At 54.9% G+C, this 18,131-nt stretch carries 15 protein-coding genes; 13 read left to right on the plus strand and 2 right to left on the minus strand.

The window, feature by feature from the left end:
• Positions 1-49 precede the first annotated feature (49 nt).
• The 5 genes from ACR0LZ_RS18980 (at position 50) to ACR0LZ_RS19000 (ending at position 5,868) form a co-directional block, all read left to right on the plus strand.
• On the plus strand, positions 50-886 hold the full coding sequence (locus ACR0LZ_RS18980) for a flagellar motor protein MotB (protein WP_480751621.1): 837 nt from the start codon (positions 50-52) through the stop codon (positions 884-886).
• A 102-nt stretch (positions 887-988) separates the two neighbouring features.
• On the plus strand, positions 989-2,284 hold the full coding sequence (locus ACR0LZ_RS18985) for a flagellar hook protein FlgE (RefSeq protein ID WP_480751623.1): 1,296 nt from the start codon (positions 989-991) through the stop codon (positions 2,282-2,284).
• 27 nt (positions 2,285-2,311) lie between these two features.
• Positions 2,312-3,763, plus strand: a complete 1,452-nt coding sequence (gene flgK / locus ACR0LZ_RS18990; RefSeq protein WP_480751624.1) for a flagellar hook-associated protein FlgK — start codon at positions 2,312-2,314, stop codon at positions 3,761-3,763.
• Positions 3,764-3,766: 3 nt separating this feature from the next.
• A complete protein-coding gene (locus tag ACR0LZ_RS18995; protein ID WP_480751626.1) occupies positions 3,767-4,774 on the plus strand; it encodes a flagellin in 1,008 nt (335 codons plus the stop codon).
• Positions 4,771-5,868 (plus strand): flagellar basal body P-ring protein FlgI, encoded by a 1,098-nt coding sequence (locus ACR0LZ_RS19000; RefSeq protein ID WP_480751628.1) that lies wholly within the window; start codon positions 4,771-4,773, stop codon positions 5,866-5,868. The genes ACR0LZ_RS18995 and ACR0LZ_RS19000 overlap by 4 nt, the downstream gene beginning before the upstream one ends.
• A gap of 90 nt (positions 5,869-5,958) precedes the next feature.
• On the opposite strand, the gene ACR0LZ_RS19005 is transcribed toward ACR0LZ_RS19000, so the two are convergent.
• The gene (locus ACR0LZ_RS19005) at positions 5,959-6,573 is read right to left on the minus strand and encodes a helix-turn-helix domain-containing protein (RefSeq protein ID WP_480751629.1); all 615 of its coding nucleotides are present in this window, start codon (positions 6,571-6,573) and stop codon (positions 5,959-5,961) included.
• Positions 6,574-6,742: 169 nt separating this feature from the next.
• Between ACR0LZ_RS19005 and lpdA the strand changes: the two genes are divergently transcribed.
• The 8 genes from lpdA (at position 6,743) to ACR0LZ_RS19045 (ending at position 16,502) form a co-directional block, all read left to right on the plus strand.
• Positions 6,743-8,125, plus strand: a complete 1,383-nt coding sequence (gene lpdA, locus ACR0LZ_RS19010) for a dihydrolipoyl dehydrogenase (RefSeq protein ID WP_480751631.1) — start codon at positions 6,743-6,745, stop codon at positions 8,123-8,125.
• Positions 8,126-8,136: 11 nt separating this feature from the next.
• Positions 8,137-9,078 (plus strand): lipoyl synthase, encoded by a 942-nt coding sequence (gene lipA / locus ACR0LZ_RS19015; RefSeq protein ID WP_480751632.1) that lies wholly within the window; start codon positions 8,137-8,139, stop codon positions 9,076-9,078.
• A gap of 25 nt (positions 9,079-9,103) precedes the next feature.
• Complete coding sequence (locus tag ACR0LZ_RS19020) at positions 9,104-10,477, plus strand: alanine/glycine:cation symporter family protein (protein ID WP_480751634.1); 1,374 nt, start codon at positions 9,104-9,106, stop codon at positions 10,475-10,477.
• A 69-nt stretch (positions 10,478-10,546) separates the two neighbouring features.
• A complete protein-coding gene (locus ACR0LZ_RS19025) occupies positions 10,547-10,960 on the plus strand; it encodes a universal stress protein (protein WP_480751636.1) in 414 nt (137 codons plus the stop codon).
• 29 nt (positions 10,961-10,989) lie between these two features.
• Positions 10,990-12,087 (plus strand): glycine cleavage system aminomethyltransferase GcvT, encoded by a 1,098-nt coding sequence (gene gcvT / locus ACR0LZ_RS19030; protein WP_480751637.1) that lies wholly within the window; start codon positions 10,990-10,992, stop codon positions 12,085-12,087.
• 16 nt (positions 12,088-12,103) lie between these two features.
• Positions 12,104-12,469: a glycine cleavage system protein GcvH gene (gene gcvH / locus ACR0LZ_RS19035; protein WP_480751638.1), complete on the plus strand. Its 366-nt coding sequence runs from the start codon at positions 12,104-12,106 to the stop codon at positions 12,467-12,469.
• A gap of 72 nt (positions 12,470-12,541) precedes the next feature.
• The gene (gene gcvP, locus ACR0LZ_RS19040) at positions 12,542-15,400 is read left to right on the plus strand and encodes an aminomethyl-transferring glycine dehydrogenase (protein WP_480751640.1); all 2,859 of its coding nucleotides are present in this window, start codon (positions 12,542-12,544) and stop codon (positions 15,398-15,400) included.
• Between the two features lie 172 nt (positions 15,401-15,572).
• Positions 15,573-16,502, plus strand: a complete 930-nt coding sequence (locus ACR0LZ_RS19045) for a GlxA family transcriptional regulator (protein ID WP_480751641.1) — start codon at positions 15,573-15,575, stop codon at positions 16,500-16,502.
• Here ACR0LZ_RS19045 and ACR0LZ_RS19050 read toward each other — a convergent pair.
• Positions 16,496-18,124 (minus strand): bifunctional aspartate transaminase/aspartate 4-decarboxylase, encoded by a 1,629-nt coding sequence (locus tag ACR0LZ_RS19050; protein WP_480751642.1) that lies wholly within the window; start codon positions 18,122-18,124, stop codon positions 16,496-16,498. The genes ACR0LZ_RS19045 and ACR0LZ_RS19050 overlap by 7 nt on opposite strands.
• Positions 18,125-18,131 lie beyond the last annotated feature (7 nt).

The following is an 18,131-nucleotide window of genomic DNA, read 5'->3' on the forward strand; positions in this document are numbered from 1 at the left end:
TAATGTTCGCGCTGCTATCCCTTCCGTTGGGTGATACAAGGTGGTGGAGATGGGTGCGCGATCAAATACGGCGCCAATCATCATCAAGAAGAAGCGCAGCGTAGGTGGCGAAGGTCACCACGGAGGCGCGTGGAAAGTCGCATACGCGGATTTCGTGACGGCTATGATGGCCTTCTTCATGTTGATGTGGCTGTTGAATGCAACAACTGAAAAACAACGAAAAGGTCTGGCGGACTATTTTTCGCCAACCATCCAGGTAAACCCCATATCGGGCGGAGGTGATGGCGCTTTTGGTGGCGAAAGCATGTTTTCAGAGAAGACCCTTGTCATGGATGGGTCGGGCGCAACACGCCGCAATCCGGCGGACGCAATGCGCGCGCGCGGTTCGAGCGGCGTGAACCGGATGGGCGCCGACCCGAAGAACACCGAAGATTTCACCACGCTTCAAGCCAGGTTGATGGGAAGAAGCGGTGAAAGCCTTTTATCCAAGAAACAGTTGGAACATATCGTGACGAAAGTCACTGACGAGGGGCTGGTCGTCGAGTTGTTCGCCACGGAAAGCGCTCCGTTGTTTGATGGAGATACGGATGAGCCGACCCAGTTGATGCGAGATCTGATCCGAGCGGTGGCAAGATCGTCTGACGTAGTAACCAATGAGATTGCCGTTGGCAGCCACGTTCGGGCCTATCCTGTGACCCTCGCTAACAATCCGACTTGGGATTTGTCCTCGACGCGCGCCAGTCAGACACGACTAATTCTGGGACGGTTCGGCGTTAAACCTGAGCGCATTCAGAGAGTCATCGGGCATGCTGACAGAAAACCGGTGGAAGAAAACCCGATGGCTGCACGCAACAATAGGATCGAAATCATATTCCTACGACACTGATAGCTCGGGATAGCACGCATTTTTCCTATTAGCGCGTTGTTAAGTTCCCGTGCGCTAAACGTTGCATCACAGTCCAACAAACGGAAGCAGAAAGGCGCCCTGATGACCATTTCCTCTTCACTGAATGCTGGTGTCGCGGCGCTGAAAGCCAACGCCAATAAGCTGGCCACCATTTCCGACAACATTGCGAATTCTTCGACCTTTGGATACAAAAGGGTCGAAACAGATTTCCACTCCATGGTTACTTCGAGTTCCGGTGGCGCTTATTCTGCTGGTGGTGTTCGCACGACGAGCCAACGGTTGATCGATCAGCGAGGTTCACTGGTCACAACCAACAATTCCACGGACTTGGCAGTGCGTGGGCGCGGTATGTTGCCCGTCGCACCAAGTTCGCAGATTTCGTCGGACGCGACTGAAATGTTGCTGGCAACAACGGGTTCGTTCCGAACTAATGAGGAAGGGTATCTGGTCACGGAATCGGGGCTTGTATTGTTGGGCTGGCCCGCTGCCCCAGATGGGTCGATTCCGAACCTTCCACGGGACACCCCTGCTGGCTTGCGACCCGTGCAATTGAGTGTAAACCAGCTTTCAGGCTCTCCGACGACGCAGATGACACTTAGAATGAATTTGCCCGCAACTGGAACCGAGGCGGGCTCTTCAGGCGACACGCAGCCGCTGTCAGTGGAGTATTACGATAACCTTGGTAAATCGGAAAACGTCAACATCGAGCTGATTCCAACCATTCCCGCATCGGGTGTCAGCAACGAGTGGACTATGTTCCTGCGCGATTCTGGGTCGGGTGGGGCGTTGATCGGAGAATACACGCTGACGTTCGATGATAGTCGCACGACTGGTGGGACGCTTGCCAGTGTTACCACAGTGTCGGGCGGTGCGTACGACCCGTCGACAGGCAGTGTTTTGGTAAATGTTGCCGGCGGGCCGATGGAGATCAACATCGGACAGTTGGGAGATTCGAATGGGATCACCCAACTGTCCGATACGTTCGCACCTGTTTCGATTACTCGTGACGGATCCGCCGTAGGCACGATGACCAGCGTGGAGGTAGATGAAAACGGATTTGTCTATGCCTTCTATGACACTGGCGTCAGCCGCCGCGTCTTTCAGATCCCGCTCGTTGACGTTCCAAATCCAAACGGGTTGAACGCATTAGACAGTCAGACCTATTCTCCGTCTCGCGAGAGCGGCACGTACTTTCTTTGGAATGCAGGTGAAGGCCCCACTGGAGACCTCATTTCCTTTGCGCGTGAAGAATCGACCACCGATGTGGCGACTGAGCTGACCGCCATGATCCAGACGCAACGAGCCTATTCATCCAGCGCCAAAGTCATTCAAACGGTCGACGAAATGTTGCAGGAGACGACGAATATCAAGCGTTGAAGCCCGTGAGCATGAAGGAACTTAGAAATGAATCTTTCCACGGCATTTCAGAGCGCGCTTAGTGGCCTAACCGCCGCCAGTCGCGGGGCTGCAGTTGTCTCGGACAATATTTCGAACGCCCTGACTCCTGGGTACTCTCGACAATCAGTAGAGCTGGAGAGCAGTTCAATATCTGGTAATGGGGTTAAGATTGTTGGCATTACGCGGCACAGCGATCCAGTCTTGACGGCAAATCGAAGAATGGCTGACGCCAGCCATGCCAGTTCATCCATTCTTGGTGGATTCTTCAGCTCCTTCGAGAAGCTTGTTGGAACGGTGGATGATTCTTACTCTATTGCGAACCGGCTAGCGAATCTGGAAAGCAGCCTTATCGCGGCGGCCAGTGATCCCGGTTCCGCGACCCGTCTTGATCAGGTTGTGATAAACGCTCGTAATCTGAGCGATGGCATAAATCGCGCTGCTGCCGGAATACAGGCTCTTCGATCGGATGCAGACCGGCGTATAGGGCAACAGGTTGACAGATTAAATTCGGCGCTCAAGGGGATCGAAGCGCTCAACGCGCGAATCCCCGCAATACTGAACTCCGGAGGACGCATTTCGGGTCTTCTCGATCAGCGGCAGACATTAGTTGACACGGTCAACGAAATAATTCCTGTCAGGGTCATCAATAGGGAAAACGAGCAGGTTTCTCTCTATTCGAATGGGGGGGCAATTCTTTTGGAAGGTCGTGCAGCTGAGTTTTCCTTTTCAGTTACAGGGGCGACTCTTTCACATATGACAATCGACAATGATTTGCTGTCAGGATTAGAGATCAATGGCACTCAAGCTCGGATATCGGGGGAAAACTCCTCGATTCCCGGTGGCAGTCTTGCGGCATTGTTCGAAATTCGTGACGATATCGCCATCGAGGCGCAGGCGGATCTGGATATTTTGGCTCGCGACCTGATTGAGCGGTTCGAGGCACCAGGGCTGGATTCGACACTTGGCGTAACCGATCCGGGGCTGTTCACCGACAATGGCAGCAGGTTCGACGCCTCAATTGAAACCGGTTTAGCAGGACGTATTCAATTGAACCCCGTCGTCGACCCCGTCATTGGCGGCCACAGCTGGAAGCTGCGAGATGGCCTCTATGCGGCAGTACCAGGAGAACAAGGTGATGCCAGGCTTTTGCACAGATTTTCGGATGCACTGAGCAGCACTCGGGTCCTTCCGTCTTCCCGGTTCGGCACTGGCGAAATGTCCGCCGCCGAGATCAGCACAGCCTTGTTGTCCAAAACCGGACAGAGCGTCCAAACAACTGGCGCTCGAGCTGCATATTTTGCGGCCTCGAAACTCGAGATGCAACGCATTGAGAGTGAGCAGGGCGTGGACACCGATGCGGAACTGCAGAATCTGATGAGGATCGAGCAATCCTATTCGGCCAATGCGAGGATGATCCAGGTTTTGGATGAATTAATGGAAACTCTTTTGAGGTTGTAAGGCATGGTTATGAACACGATTGGTGATCTTGCCCGAGGGTTGTCGCTGCAATCCCGCAGCACCGTGATAAAGCAGCAGATTGAAACGCTCTCCTACGAGTTGTCATCGGGCCGGGTATCGGATCTGTCCGCAAAGCTAAGGGGTGACTATTCGCAGATCGTGGACCTCGACCGCATGCTGGAGCGACTTGATGGCTTTCGAGTTGTCACATCTGAAGCTGGACTGCTTGCCGCCGGAATGCAGGGAAGCCTGACGGTCATCAATGATAGTGTATCTAGGTTATCTGCGTCACTCCTTTCTTTTGGTTCTTCCAATCAAGCTGTCACTTACGAACAGGCAAGTGTTCAGGCGCGGAATGATCTGGAAACTGTGATATCGACACTTAATACGCAGGCCGGTGGGCGTTCTCTTTTTTCGGGAATGGCGACGGACACGGTACCGCTTGAAGCGACCGAAACACTTCTGTCAGCGCTGCGCGCCGAAGTCTCCGGATCGGCGACTGCTCATGAAGTCCAGCAGGCCGCGAGCGATTGGTTTGATGACCCTGCCGGTTTTCGGGCCGTTATGTATCGTGGATCTGAAAACAGCTTGGCACCGATGCGCGTATCGGAAACCGATCAGATAAGTCTTTCCTCAACGGCGGATGACAAGGTGTTTCGGGATGTACTACGCGCGATGGCTTTAGCCGCATTGGCGTCCGACTCAGCTTTGGGGTTGCCGAAGGGTCAGCAAGCCGAGCTTCTCAAGTCCATGGGAGAAGACTTGACCAACACGAATGATGCCGTCCTGAACACGCGAGCAGAGATCGGAACAGCCGAGGCACGCGTGGAACAAGCTGTGATCAGAAACTCCGTTACTCAAACCAGCTTAGAATACACGAAGGGCAATTTGATTGGTGCGGATCCATATGAAACTGCAACACGACTTCGAGAAGCACAGTTTCAGCTTGAGGCTTTGTATTCGGTCACGGTTCGAAATTCCAATCTTTCACTGGTTAATTTTCTGAGATGAGGCTTCTTCTATTTCTTATAGTTTTGCTGATGCCAGATCTTTCTGGGGCGAATTCGATCCGGCTCAAGGATCTGGTTGATTTCGATGGAGTTCGAGGAAACGATTTGATCGGATACGGACTGGTGGTTGGACTGAATGGCACAGGTGACGGGTTGCGGAACTCGCCCTTTACCGAAGAAATCATGTCGACCATTCTCGAGCGTCTGGGTGTCAATGTAACCGGTGAGCAATTTCGCCCGAAAAACGTGGCGGCAGTTTTGGTAACAGCAAGCCTGCCCCCATTTTCGCGGGTCGGCAGCCAGATCGACGTGACAGTTTCAGCTATTGGAGATTCCAAAAGTCTGTTGGGTGGCACATTAATCATGACGCCGCTGAATGCCGCAGATGGTCAGATATATGCAGTCGCCCAGGGTACTGTTCTAGCTGGTGGGGCGGCTGTAGAAGGAGAGGCGGCCTCCATTGTTCAGGGTGTGCCCACTTCTGGTGTTATTCCCGCTGGCGCGCGGGTCGAGCGAGAGATTGAGTTTGATCTGAACACTCTGACGCAGCTTCGATTGGCGTTACGCGAACCTGATTTTACCACCGCGGGACGGATTGAGGTAGCTATCAACCGCGAATTCAACAACAGAGTTGCGATCATGCGCGATTCCGGCACAGTGCAACTTGATATTTCCGCAACGCGGACTTTATCCACAGCCCATGCCATAGGTCGGATAGAAAACATCCTTGTGGAACCGGAGCGTAAGGCACGTGTCGTGGTCGATCAGAGGTCCGGAACAATCGTCTTGGGTGATGACGTTCGGATTTCGCGTGTCGCGGTGTCTCAGGGAAATCTGACACTTCGCGTCGAGGAATCGCCGATTGTCGTGCAACCAAACCCTTTTGCGGACGGCCAAACCGTAATCGTGCCGCGTACGACGGCCGACATCGAAGAGGATGAAGGTACGCGGCTAGCTGAAGTTCCTGACACTACTTCGCTAACGGATGTGATTACAGGATTAAATGCATTGGGTGTCTCGCCGCGGGACATGATTGATATCTTGAAAACCATTAAGGCAGCGGGCGCGTTGCATGCGGAATTCGTGGTTCGCTGAAGTTGCCGACATTCGCGTGGCTCAATAGGCGAAAACGGCGACCGTCGTCTCCTGCTGTGGCCCCAATGACCCAAAAGTGACATCTTGCGGTCAATCTGCCAGCGAAACCCATAAAACACGGGCATCCTCTTTGCTGGTCGACACGCAGCCGTGTCCCATGCCGCTGTCATAGTAAACGGAATCCCCGGCTTTCATTTGAAGAGGGCGATAGTGTTCAGTGTAGAGCGTCACCTCGCCGCTGAGAACGAACATAAACTCCTCACCGCGATGGCGCACCCAGTTGTCGAATTCCGTCACGTCTCGGGCTTTGATCGTACTGATATAGGGCAGCATTCGTTTGCTGGTCAGCTCCGTGCACAGCAACTCGTGGTCGTAGGTTCGGGTTTCCTGATGCTCCCCGCCTCTAGAACGAGTGAAATCGCGCCGGCCCGAGATATCGCTTTGGGCGGATTGAACAAAGAGCTGAGGTGTTTCTAACTCCAGTGTCTGCATCAGCCGTCGGATGATTTCAAAACTCGGGCGTGTTTGGTTGTTTTCGATCTTCGACAGAGTAGATCGCCCGATCGCAGCCGCCTTAGCCGCCTCTTCCAGAGTCAGCCCTTTTTCTTTTCGGGCATCGCGAATCATTTTCCCAAGTGTTTCGCCATCTGGCGCTTCAATTGCTTCGGTTACGATGCCGGTTTCTTCGGTTTGAACGGGTTCCATTGTCAAAATCCCCTTTTCTCACCATCACTTTAGCTTTGATGTATTCGCCAGTCAAAATTTCCTGACGAAATCAAATGTTGATTTCAGGAAAAAAGTTTCCTATAGGAGACATGCCGTCGCATACAGTGATGAAATCCCTAATTCAGACCTTGTTTTCGGAGGGAAAACAGTGAGCACTTACGATCTAGTGGTCATCGGCGGCGGACCCGGCGGGTATGTGGCAGCAATTCGTGCCGCGCAGTTGGGAATGAAGGTCGCCTGCGTTGAAGGTCGGGGCGCATTGGGCGGCACATGCCTCAACGTTGGATGCATTCCCTCCAAAGCGTTGCTGACCTCTTCGGCCAAATATGCCGAACTCTCGCATATCTCCTCCCACGGTATTGCGGTCGAGGAGGTCAGTATTGATTTGCGGGTGCTTATGGGCCGCAAAGATAAGATTGTTGACGATCTAACCAAGGGAATTGCTTTTCTGTTCAAGAAGAACGGAGTCGACCTGATTGAGGGGTGGGCCTCGATTCCAGCGCCGGGAAAGGTATCCGTCGGAGGAAACATCTTCCACGCAGATAGAATTCTGATAGCAACCGGATCAGAGCCGACGCCGTTGCCGGGGATCGAAATCGACGAGCAGGATATTCTCAGTTCGACCGGTGCGTTAGCGCTCGAAGAAGTTCCAGATCACCTGGTCGTTGTCGGAGCGGGTGTCATTGGGTTGGAGTTGGGGCAGGTCTGGGCGCGTCTGGGTGCCAAAGTCACTGTTGTTGAATACCTGGATCGGGTTTTGCCAGGTGTCGACAGTGAAATTGCAAAGTTGGCACAAAGAGCGTTAAGCAAGCGCGGCCTTAAGTTTCAACTGGGTCGTGCTTTGAAGTCGGTTAAGAAGACTGACGAATGTTTGACTTTGACCCTAGAGAGGGTTGGTAAGGACAAGCAGGAAGAGCTGGTAGCGGACAAGGTTCTGATTGCGGTTGGCCGCCGTCCCGTAACGCGCGGATTGGGGCTGGAAGAGCTAGGCGTTGCAACAAACGCGCGTGGCTACATTGAGGTCAACAGTTCCTTTGAAGCCTCGGTTCCTGGACTTTATGCCATTGGCGATTGTGTGCCTGGACCGATGCTGGCCCATAAGGCGGAAGAAGACGGCGTTGCTTGCGTTGAAATGATGGCGCGGCAGGAAGCGCACGTGGACTACAATACGGTTCCCGGAGTGGTTTATACCGATCCCGAAGTCGCATCCGTTGGCCAGACCGAAGAAGCACTGAAAGAAGCTGGTACAGAATACAGTGTTGGCAAATTCGTATTCATGGCCAATTCTCGCGCGCGTTCAACGGGTGAAACGGACGGCGCAGTCAAGATCTTGGCCGGACCGGATGGTAGAATTCTGGGTGCCCATATCTGTGGTGCGCACGGAGGCGACCTGATTGCCGAGCTCGTTTTAGCGATGACTAAGGGCGTGACGGTGGCCGAAGTGGCAGCAACCTGCCACGCTCATCCGGCGATGGGTGAGGCAGTTAAGGAAGCATGCCTTGACGCCATGGGCCGCGCCATCCACGCGTGAGGACCTGATCGATGAATGTTCCCCGTTTGCGCCATCCCGAGAAAGCCAGAAAGGTTGACAGCGCGATTCCGCGCAAACCGGAGTGGATTCGCAAGAAAAAGATCGAAGGCAGCGAGTACTATAAAACCCGCCGCCTGATGCGGGATCATGAACTGGCAACAGTTTGCGAAGAGGCTGCTTGCCCCAATATCGGCGAATGCTGGTCCAAACGGCACGCAACTATGATGATTATGGGCGAGGTCTGCACACGCGGATGTTCGTTCTGCAACGTATCTACTGGCCGTCCCGACGCGCTGGACGCCTTCGAACCCGGTCGCGTTGCGGCGGCGGTCAAGAAGCTGGGCCTGCGCCACGTCGTCATCACCTCGGTCGATCGCGACGATCTGGCCGATGGTGGGGCCGAGCATATTGCCCAGACCATTCGGGCGGTACGCCACCAGAACCCGGGCACCACAGTCGAAGTTCTGACCCCCGATTTTCTGGGCAAGGGCGACGCCGCCAAAGCAGTCTTTGACGCCGCTCCCGACGTGTTCAACCACAATCTGGAAACCGTGCCGCACCTATATCCGACCGTCCGTCCCGGCGCGCGGTATTACACGTCGCTGCGGTTGCTGGATGACGCCAAGCGTGCCAAACCCGAAATATTCACTAAATCCGGCCTGATGGTGGGCTTGGGAGAAACGCTCGCGGATGTGCGTCAGGTCATGGATGACCTGCGGGTTGCGCAGGTCGATTTCCTGACCATTGGTCAATATCTGCAACCAACTCCGAAACACCATCCAATTGACCGGTTCTGGACACCGGACGAGTTCGCCCAACTGGAACAGATTGCCCGGTCCAAGGGCTTTTTGCACGTGTCAGCAACTCCACTGACCCGGTCGTCGTTCCATGCGGACGAAGATTTCGCTGCTCTCCGGCAGGCCCGTCAGCGGGCCATCGCCAAAGGGGCATAAACCAAACGCAAATGGGAGGGAAACCATGGAAGCGTTAAATTCAATCGTAGGGGCCATCAATGGCGTCGTGTGGGGGCCGCTGATGCTGGTTCTCATCCTTGGCGTCGGCTTCTTCTTGCAGGTCGGTCTGAAGTTCATGCCGATCCTGCGCATTGGCACGGGCTTCAGCCTGCTGTTCAAAGGCCGTGAAGGGCAGGGCGAAGGCCAGATCAGCCCCTTCAACGCGCTGATGACGTCGCTGTCGGCAACCATCGGTACCGGTAACATCGCCGGTGTGGCCACTGCTGTCTTCCTGGGCGGTCCGGGCGCCTTGTTCTGGATGTGGATGACCGCCCTGGTGGGCATGGCCACCAAATATGCCGAGGCTGTCTGCGCGGTGAAATACCGCGAGAAAGACGAACTGGGCAACTATGTTGGCGGCCCGATGTACTACATCAAAAACGGTCTTGGCGCGAAATGGGCCTGGCTGGGCGTTGCATTTGCCCTGTTCGGCGCGATTGCTGCCTTCGGCATCGGCAACGGCGTGCAGGCAAACGGTGTGGCTCAGGTTCTGGAATCGAACTTTGGCCTGAACACCTCGGTCACGGGTGTTGTTCTGATGGTTCTGACCGCAGCTGTTATCCTGGGCGGCATCACCCGCATCGGCGCGGTTGCCGGTAAACTGGTTCCGTTCATGGCAATTGCCTACATCGCTGCCGGCCTGCTGGTTCTGCTGATCAACATCGGCAACATCGGTTCCGCCCTGTCGCTGGTCTTTACCTACGCCTTCACCCCGTCGGCCGCCGAAGGCGGATTTGCCGGTGCGGCTGTGTGGATGGCAATTCGCTTTGGCGTGGCACGTGGTGTGTTCTCGAACGAAGCCGGTCTGGGTTCGGCACCGATTGCACACGCGGCAGCCGAGACCAAAGGCCCGGTCAATCAGGGTCTGATTGCGATGCTGGGTACGTTCATCGACACGATCATCGTGTGCTCGATTACCGGTCTGGCGATCATCTCGTCTGGTGCGTGGACATCGGGTGAATCCGGTGCGGCGCTGACCTCGCTAGCGTTTGAGTCCACATTGCCGGGTATCGGTGGTTCGATCATCGCCATCGCTCTGTCGATCTTTGCCTTCACCACCATCCTTGGCTGGTCTTTCTACGGCGAGAAATGCGTTGAGTTCCTGCTGGGCGTGAAATCCCTGCTTCCCTACCGCATCCTTTGGATCATTGCGATCTACTTCGGCGCAACTGCGGATCTGGGCTTCATCTGGCTGCTGGCCGATACGCTGAACGCCATGATGGCCATTCCGAACCTGATCGCCCTGGCCCTGCTGAGCCCGATCGTCTTCAAGTTGACGAAGGAGTTCTTTGCCAGCGGCGGCAAATCGGAAGAACCCGGCGGAACACCTGCCGAATAACTGTCGGCAGGGGGCCGTGGTGGCCCCCTGCCTCCTTAAAGCGAATTCCTACTATCGAGGAGATGACCGATGGCCACAAAGATACTGCTGCCGATTGATCACACCGATGAACGGTCGTGGAAAAAGGCACTGCCGCTAGCCCTGGAACAGGCGAAATTTTATGGTGCCGAACTGCATGCTGTTTCGGTCGTTCCCGAGATTATCAAGTTGCCTAACCTTCCGGAAAATTATGGTCACGGCGCTAAAGAGCACGTGAGAAAAGCTGTGCAGGCCGTACTGGCTAGTGGTAGCGCTGTCGACGTGACAGTTCATATTGAGGAAGGCAGCGTGTATCGTGAAATCCTCAAGCTTGCCCACAAGGGTGCGTTTGATCTTATCGTGATGGCTTCGGCAGAGGGTGATTTTCCAAACTTCGAGATCGGGCCAAACCTTGCCCGCGTTGTTCGAAACGCTCATTGTTCGGTCATGGTCGTTCGCGGCTGAACCGGATCAGATATTGAAAGGCTTTTGTTATGACCGACGCGCCCAAACGCACCCCGCTTTACGATCTGCACGTGGAACTAGGCGGCAAGATGGTCGACTTTGCCGGCTGGGAAATGCCGGTCCAATATCCCATGGGAATTATGGGTGAGCACAAGCAATGCCGAGAAAAGGCAGCAGTTTTTGACGTTTCTCACATGGGTCAAGTGATCCTTAGGGGCGAAAATGTGGGCGAAAAGCTCGAAACATTGTGCCCTCAGGCTTTTGCGACACTGAAAGAAGGCAAGGCACGTTACGGTTTTTTTACCACCCAGGATGGCGGCATCATGGACGACTTGATCGTGTCGAACGCAGGTGATCACTACTTTGTCGTTGTGAACGCCGCGTTGCGCCACCAAGATATCCCGCATATGGCGGCAAATCTGGAAGGTGTAGAAGTAACCGAACTATTCGACCGTGCGCTAGTCGCAGTGCAAGGTCCGAAGGCCGAAGATGTGGTGGGTGCACTCTGCTCCGCTGCCCGTGACCTGAAGTTCATGGAGACAACGCTCGGAGAGATCAACGGCGTCGAATGCCGCATTTCTCGTTTGGGGTACACCGGTGAAGATGGCTATGAAATCTCGATCCCCGAAGACAAGGCCATCGAAATCACCAAAGCTTTTCTTGCACATGAAGATTGCGAACCGGCTGGCCTTGGAGCACGAGATAGCCTTCGACTAGAAGCCGGGCTTTGTCTTTACGGCAACGATATCGACCAATCGACCTCGCCGATTGAAGCGTCGCTGAGCTGGGCAATCCAGAAACGTCGCAAGGAAGAGGGTGGCTTTCCGGGAGCTGCGCGCATTCAAAAGGAACTGGCCGAAGGCGCCACGCGCAAGCTGGTCGGGATCAAACCGGAAGGGCGAGCGCCAGCACGCCAGGGCGTGGAAATCCAATGTGCCGAGGGCAACCCCATCGGACAGATCACCTCGGGCGGATTTGGCCCAACTGTGGGCGGCCCGGTCGCAATGGGTTATGTCTCGGCGGGTCATGGTGAACCAGGTGAGAAAGTGAACCTCATCATTCGTGGCAAAGCGCAAACTGCGGAAATCGTGGCATTGCCTTTCGTCACACAGAACTACAAGCGTTAAGCCAGGAGAGAAAGCAATGGCAACCTATTACTCGGAAGAGCATGAATGGATCACGGTCGAGGGCGACGTCGCCACTCTGGGCATTACACAACACGCCGCGGATCAATTGGGAGAAGTAGTTTTCGTTGAACAGCGTGACGTTGGAGAAGAGTTCGAGAAGGGCGGCGAAATCGGCGTAATCGAGTCCGTCAAAGCCGCATCGGAGCTCTACGCTCCGGTAGATGGTGAAATCGTAGAGGTAAATGAAGTATTTGCCGACAATCCCGGCGCGCTCAACGAAAGCCCCGAAGCCGACGCGTGGATCTACAAGATCAAGGTAACAGATGCTTCACAGCTCGAAGACCTGATGGATATTGACGCATATAAAGCGTTGATCGGTTGATCGCCGCGACATTTCCAAGATTTCCCGGCGGCTGGATCTGCCGGGTTCAAGTTTCGCAACAGGAGTGCTGAAATGGCCTTCAAACTGACCGATTACGAAGCATATGACTTTGCCAATCGCCGTCATATCGGACCATCCCCACGTGAGATGGCCGACATGCTCAAGGTGATTGGCTTCAAGACGCTGGATCAACTGATCGACGCCACGGTGCCCCCGGCAATTCGCATGAAAGAGCCGCTGGATTGGGGTCCGGCAATGACCGAGCGCGATGCACTGTTTCACATGCGCGAAGTAGCGTCCAAGAATAAGGTTCTGACGTCTTTGATCGGGCAAGGCTACTATGGCACCACGACACCGGCGCCGATCCTGCGAAATATTCTGGAAAACCCGGCGTGGTATACGTCCTACTCGCCCTATCAGGCAGAAATCTCGCAAGGTCGTCTTGAGGCGTTGCTGAACTACCAAACCATGGTCAGCGACTTGACTGGGTTGGATATCGCGAATGCATCCCTGCTGGACGAGGCGACCGCCGCAGCCGAGGCTATGACGATGGCCAAGCGAGGTGGGCGATCCAAGGCCAACAATGCGGCGTTCTTTGTTGACAAGAATTGCCACCCGCAGACCATCGCGGTAATCAAGACTCGCGCGCAACCGTTGGGCATCGACGTCCAGGTGGCTGATCCAGATGATCTGGATCCGGGTGCCGTATTTGGAGCGATCTTCCAGTATCCCGGTACCTATGGTCACGTGCGTGATTTCACGAAGGAAATCGCTGCCCTGCATGAGCACAAGGCGATTGCCATTGTTGCCGCAGACATCTTGGCTTTGGCCCTTCTGAAGTCGCCCGGCGAAATGGGGGCGGATATTGCAGTGGGATCGACCCAGCGTTTTGGCGTTCCGATGGGTTATGGCGGGCCGCACGCGGCTTACATGGCGACGTCCGACGCTCTCAAGCGTTCGATGCCAGGTCGTATCATTGGCGTTTCGGTCGATGCTCGCGGCAACAAGGCCTACCGTCTTGCACTTCAGGCCCGCGAGCAGCATATTCGCCGCGAAAAAGCAAACTCCAACGTATGCACCGCTCAAGCCCTGCTTGCCGTCATCGCTTCGATGTATGCGGTCTATCATGGCCCGGATGGCATCAAGGCGATTGCCCAATCGGTGCACCGCAAGACGTCGCGTTTGGCCGCCGGGTTGGAAGAGCATGGCTTTCAAGTCGAACCGGAGGTATTCTTCGACACCATCACTGTCGAGGTTGGTCACCTGCAGAAGGTTGTTATGGAGTCTGCAGTTGCCCGTGGCATCAACTTGCGCAAGGTCGGCGAAACCAAGGTCGGCATATCGCTTGACGAGCAAACGCGCCCGGAAACCATCGAAGCCGTCTGGGGTGCATTCGGCATCGACAAGAAAGACGATAGCCAAAAGAACCGCATGTACCGCTTGCCCGACTATGCGCTGCGGGAAAGCGAGTACCTGACCCACCCGATCTTCCACCTAAACCGTGCCGAAGCGGAGATCACGCGTTATATGCGCCGTCTCGCTGACCGCGACTTGGCATTGGACCGTGCAATGATCCCGCTTGGATCGTGCACGATGAAGCTGAACGCGACCATCGAGATGATCCCGGTGACCTGGCCGGAATTTGGAAACCTGCACCCGTTCTGCCCAGAGGATCAGGCACAGGGCTATCACGAGATGATAGCGGATCTGAACGACAAACTGTGTCAGATCACCGGCTACGACGCCATCTCCATGCAGCCCAACTCGGGCGCGCAGGGGGAGTATGCCGGTTTGCTGACCATCCGGAACTACCACGCGGCCAAGGGACAAGGGCATCGCAACATCTGCCTGATCCCTACCTCGGCGCATGGCACTAACCCGGCGACCGCCAATATGGTCGGCTATCAAGTGGTACCGGTGAAGTCAGATGATCACGGCAACATCGACATTGCCGATTTCAAGGCAAAAGCCGAGAAACACTCCGATCATTTGGCTGCTTGCATGATCACCTATCCTTCGACGCACGGTGTGTTTGAAGAGACAGTGCAGGCGGTTTGCCAGATCGTTCACGATCATGGGGGTCAGGTCTATATCGACGGCGCGAACATGAACGCGATGGTCGGTCTGGCCCAGCCGGGTAAGATCGGCGGGGATGTAAGCCACTTGAACTTACACAAAACTTTTTGCATCCCGCACGGCGGAGGAGGCCCCGGCATGGGACCGATTGGCGTTCGGTCGCATCTGGAACCCTATCTGCCGGGACATCCTGAGTTGAACCAGGCCATTGGTCCTGTCTCGGCCGCGCCGTTCGGGTCACCGTCGATCCTGCCGGTCAGCTGGGCGTACCTGTTGCTGATGGGCGGCGAGGGTCTAACGCAAGCGACCAAGGTGGCAATCCTGAACGCTAACTACATCGCTGCCAGGCTCAAGGACGCATACAAGGTTCTCTACACTTCAGAATCGGGGCGTGTGGCGCATGAATGCATCCTCGACACACGACCGCTTGCAGAAGATGGAAACGTGACTGTGGACGACATCGCCAAGAGACTTATCGACAGCGGTTTCCACGCGCCGACAATGTCCTGGCCGGTTGCCGGAACTCTGATGGTGGAGCCGACCGAATCCGAGCCGATGGCAGAACTGGATCGTTTCTGTGATGCAATGCTGTCAATTCGACAAGAAGCGCAGGACATTATTGACGGAAAAATAGATCCCGAAAACAACCCACTAAAAAACGCGCCGCATACGGTGCGAGATCTGGTAGGCGAATGGGATCGTCCGTACACGCGGGAACAGGCATGCTTCCCAGCCGGCAGTTTTGTCGTCGACAAGTACTGGTCGCCGGTGAACAGGGTCGACAATGTCTTTGGTGACCGCCATCTGGTGTGCACCTGCCCGCCGATGTCGGATTATGAAGAAGACGCAGCTTAATCTGCTGCGCAGGCGTCCCGTCTAAGTTGCTAGGCGGGACGCATCAATAACCTGCAATGAACCGGCAAACCCGCCGCGCAACTTCCGCTAAATGGAGGGCAATGTGTTCTATTGTGCATCAAATCCACAAACTTCGGCTCCGGTACGCGGACTCGTGGTGTCGAGTTCTCGAATGACTGCAATTGACGTTATTGTGCCAACTAGCGCGACAGAGGCTTCTGCTCAGATTGTCGTTGACCTTTTTGGAGCTGCGAACGAACTGGTAAAAGGCGCGCCATACGAGATTTCCGTGAGAAAGCTTTCGGCACAACCTGCGGAGGATGCCCGTTACTGGGCCAATCGCACAGTTATTTTTCTCGGGGATATTCATGATCGCTGGCATCTGACTTCGGACGAACGAAATCGAATACATCAGATTCTACGACTCGCAAACAGGTCAGTTTTGATTGGCGGTGCGATCTTTTTGTTATGCGACACCGGATTGCAGGAACGATATTCCGTTGCCATTCACCCCAATTTCGCCGCGGCTGCGGCTGAAGAGCAATTGGTGGAGCGTGTTCCCGGTGCACATTCTGCAACGTCCGGGTCTGTCTGTACTGCCGTTAGCAGTTTTGCTGCCCTGCGGCTGCTACTCGAGTTTGTCGGCGAGGACCACGGCCAATTCACCGCCAGCGCCTTGAGTGACTATCTGGGCTTGAGCGCTGACCCGCGCCAGCAACAAAGCAAGGTCTCGTTGTCGTTGGTGCAACGTGCGCAGGGGGATCGATTGATCGCAGGTTGTCTGGACATTATGCGTCAGCATTTGGAAGAGCCACTGAAGATAGGCGAGTTAGCGGAACAATTGGGCGTCTCCACTCGAAAACTGCAGCGGCGTTTTCTGGATCTGACAGGTTCGGGGCCGCTTACGGCCTATCGCGCCTTGCGAATCGAACGTGCCCGGCAATTGTTGGAGCACACAAGCCTCCCGCTTACAGAAATCGTTGTCGCCACCGGCTTTGGGACATGTTCCAATCTGGCACGCTGGTTTCGCCGGGAATATGGTGAAACACCTCAATCTGTGCGCCGGCGATCATTTCGGGGCAGGCGCGCTTCAAATCACTGATTGGTGTTACCGTGCAACGGTTGATTTTGCGCGGCTCGATATGCCTGAACATAACCGCGAGCGACAGCTCTGACAGCACGACCGATTTTCGCATAAGCCTCGTCCGGAAGATTGGCAAACGATACGCGCGCTGACCAGTTTGGTGCATCAAATCCACCGCCATTCAGTAATACGATAGCGTGATCTTCGGCCAGCTTGAACGCGATATCCAGCGGGTGAACATTCTGCTTGATCCACTGAACTACGTCTTCGCCGACGTACTGACGTAACCAGTACTCGAAGTCGATGATGCCGTAGTAGGCGTCATAGTTATTGCCGAAGGATACATCTATACCGAGCGACTCAGTCAGTAAGTTGAAGCGCCTATGGACGATTTCCATGCAGGCGGCCTGATAAGTCTTTTTGGTATCGACCAGTTCGCAAAGAGAAAACAGGCACATCATCACCTGCTGAGGTAATGACAACCCGGCCGTATGGTTAAGCGCCACATCTCGGCTGTCCGCCACAATACGGTCAATGAAGCGGATTTCTCTCGGATTGAGGCTGAGCGTTCTATAACGTTTGTCCAGTTTTAGTTTCGTTTCTTCCGGCAGCGCAGCCAGTTTTTCGTCCAGGATGTTGTCCTGAGCGACAGCAATCAGGCCCAAGCGCCAGCCGGTACAGCCGAAGTATTTGGAATAGGAGTAAACGCCGATTGTATTGCGGGGCAGGTGCGCGAGAACTGATTGAAAGTCATGAACAAACGTACCGTAAACATCATCTGTCAGGACGATCAGGTCCGGTCGGGTGTTGGTTACCAGATCATCCAGTTTGGCAAGAGTTTTCGAATTCATTGCAACCGAAGATGGGTTGCCTGGGTTGACCAGAAAGAAGGCCTTGATTTTTGGGTCTTTCAGCTTGTCGAGTTCGGCGTCGGAATACTGGAAGCCGTCTTCTTCGCGGGCGGATACGTGAATAGTCACAAGGTTATAGTCTTCAAGCTCCGGCATTTCGAGATAGGGTGTGAAAATCGGTGTTCCCAGAGCAATCGTGTCGCCCGGGTTCAACAGCCGGTTGTTCTTGAGCGCCTTAAAAATATAGCACATTGCAGCCGTGCCGCCTTCGACCGCAAACAAGTCGAACTTTTCGTCTGGGCGGTGGCCGGCGCACATAGACCACATCAGGTATTCATGTGCGACGACGGCGTTATGATGCAATATCCGGTCGGGAACTGGATAGTTGTCACCGATGATCGAATCCGTCAATTCGTGAACAAATGAATCCGGATCGAATCCAAAGGCAGATATTGCATGCGCAACCACCTCTGCCAGTGTGTTCGCGCCCGGCATGCTTGCATTCTCTACCAGCCATTCGCGCAGGCGGTCTGCGCATCCCTGCTGAGCAGGCATGCCGCCAATCCCTGCAGGATCATCGATCACCCGCTTCGCTTCGGTAATTGCGAATTGACCCAAAAGAAAAAAAGCCTCGCGCGGGTGCGTGGCGATCCAGTTAGGATTACCTCGACCCGCGTTCAGGAAAGCATGGCTAGAACGGCGCGAATCCTCGCTGGCCAGTTTTATTAACTCATCCTTGATTTCGAACGGGCTGAGAGCTTCAAAATCGTGCAGATTCAATTGGTCCATTGTTAAA

This window comes from Ruegeria sp. CI1, assembly GCF_056536925.1.

What these genes read in the sequence shown, in the direction of transcription:
- ACR0LZ_RS18980 (WP_480751621.1), top strand. Translation starts at nt 50, where the DNA reads ATGGGTGCGCGATCAAATACGGCGCCAATCATCATCAAGAAGAAGCGC.
- ACR0LZ_RS18985 (WP_480751623.1), top strand. Translation starts at nt 989, where the DNA reads ATGACCATTTCCTCTTCACTGAATGCTGGTGTCGCGGCGCTGAAAGCC.
- flgK (WP_480751624.1), top strand. Translation starts at nt 2,312, where the DNA reads ATGAATCTTTCCACGGCATTTCAGAGCGCGCTTAGTGGCCTAACCGCC.
- ACR0LZ_RS18995 (WP_480751626.1), top strand. Translation starts at nt 3,767, where the DNA reads ATGGTTATGAACACGATTGGTGATCTTGCCCGAGGGTTGTCGCTGCAA.
- ACR0LZ_RS19000 (WP_480751628.1), top strand. Translation starts at nt 4,771, where the DNA reads ATGAGGCTTCTTCTATTTCTTATAGTTTTGCTGATGCCAGATCTTTCT.
- ACR0LZ_RS19005 (WP_480751629.1), bottom strand. Translation starts at nt 6,573, where the DNA reads ATGGAACCCGTTCAAACCGAAGAAACCGGCATCGTAACCGAAGCAATT.
- lipA (WP_480751632.1), top strand. Translation starts at nt 8,137, where the DNA reads ATGAATGTTCCCCGTTTGCGCCATCCCGAGAAAGCCAGAAAGGTTGAC.
- ACR0LZ_RS19020 (WP_480751634.1), top strand. Translation starts at nt 9,104, where the DNA reads ATGGAAGCGTTAAATTCAATCGTAGGGGCCATCAATGGCGTCGTGTGG.
- ACR0LZ_RS19025 (WP_480751636.1), top strand. Translation starts at nt 10,547, where the DNA reads ATGGCCACAAAGATACTGCTGCCGATTGATCACACCGATGAACGGTCG.
- gcvT (WP_480751637.1), top strand. Translation starts at nt 10,990, where the DNA reads ATGACCGACGCGCCCAAACGCACCCCGCTTTACGATCTGCACGTGGAA.
- gcvH (WP_480751638.1), top strand. Translation starts at nt 12,104, where the DNA reads ATGGCAACCTATTACTCGGAAGAGCATGAATGGATCACGGTCGAGGGC.
- gcvP (WP_480751640.1), top strand. Translation starts at nt 12,542, where the DNA reads ATGGCCTTCAAACTGACCGATTACGAAGCATATGACTTTGCCAATCGC.
- ACR0LZ_RS19045 (WP_480751641.1), top strand. Translation starts at nt 15,573, where the DNA reads ATGACTGCAATTGACGTTATTGTGCCAACTAGCGCGACAGAGGCTTCT.
- ACR0LZ_RS19050 (WP_480751642.1), bottom strand. Translation starts at nt 18,124, where the DNA reads ATGGACCAATTGAATCTGCACGATTTTGAAGCTCTCAGCCCGTTCGAA.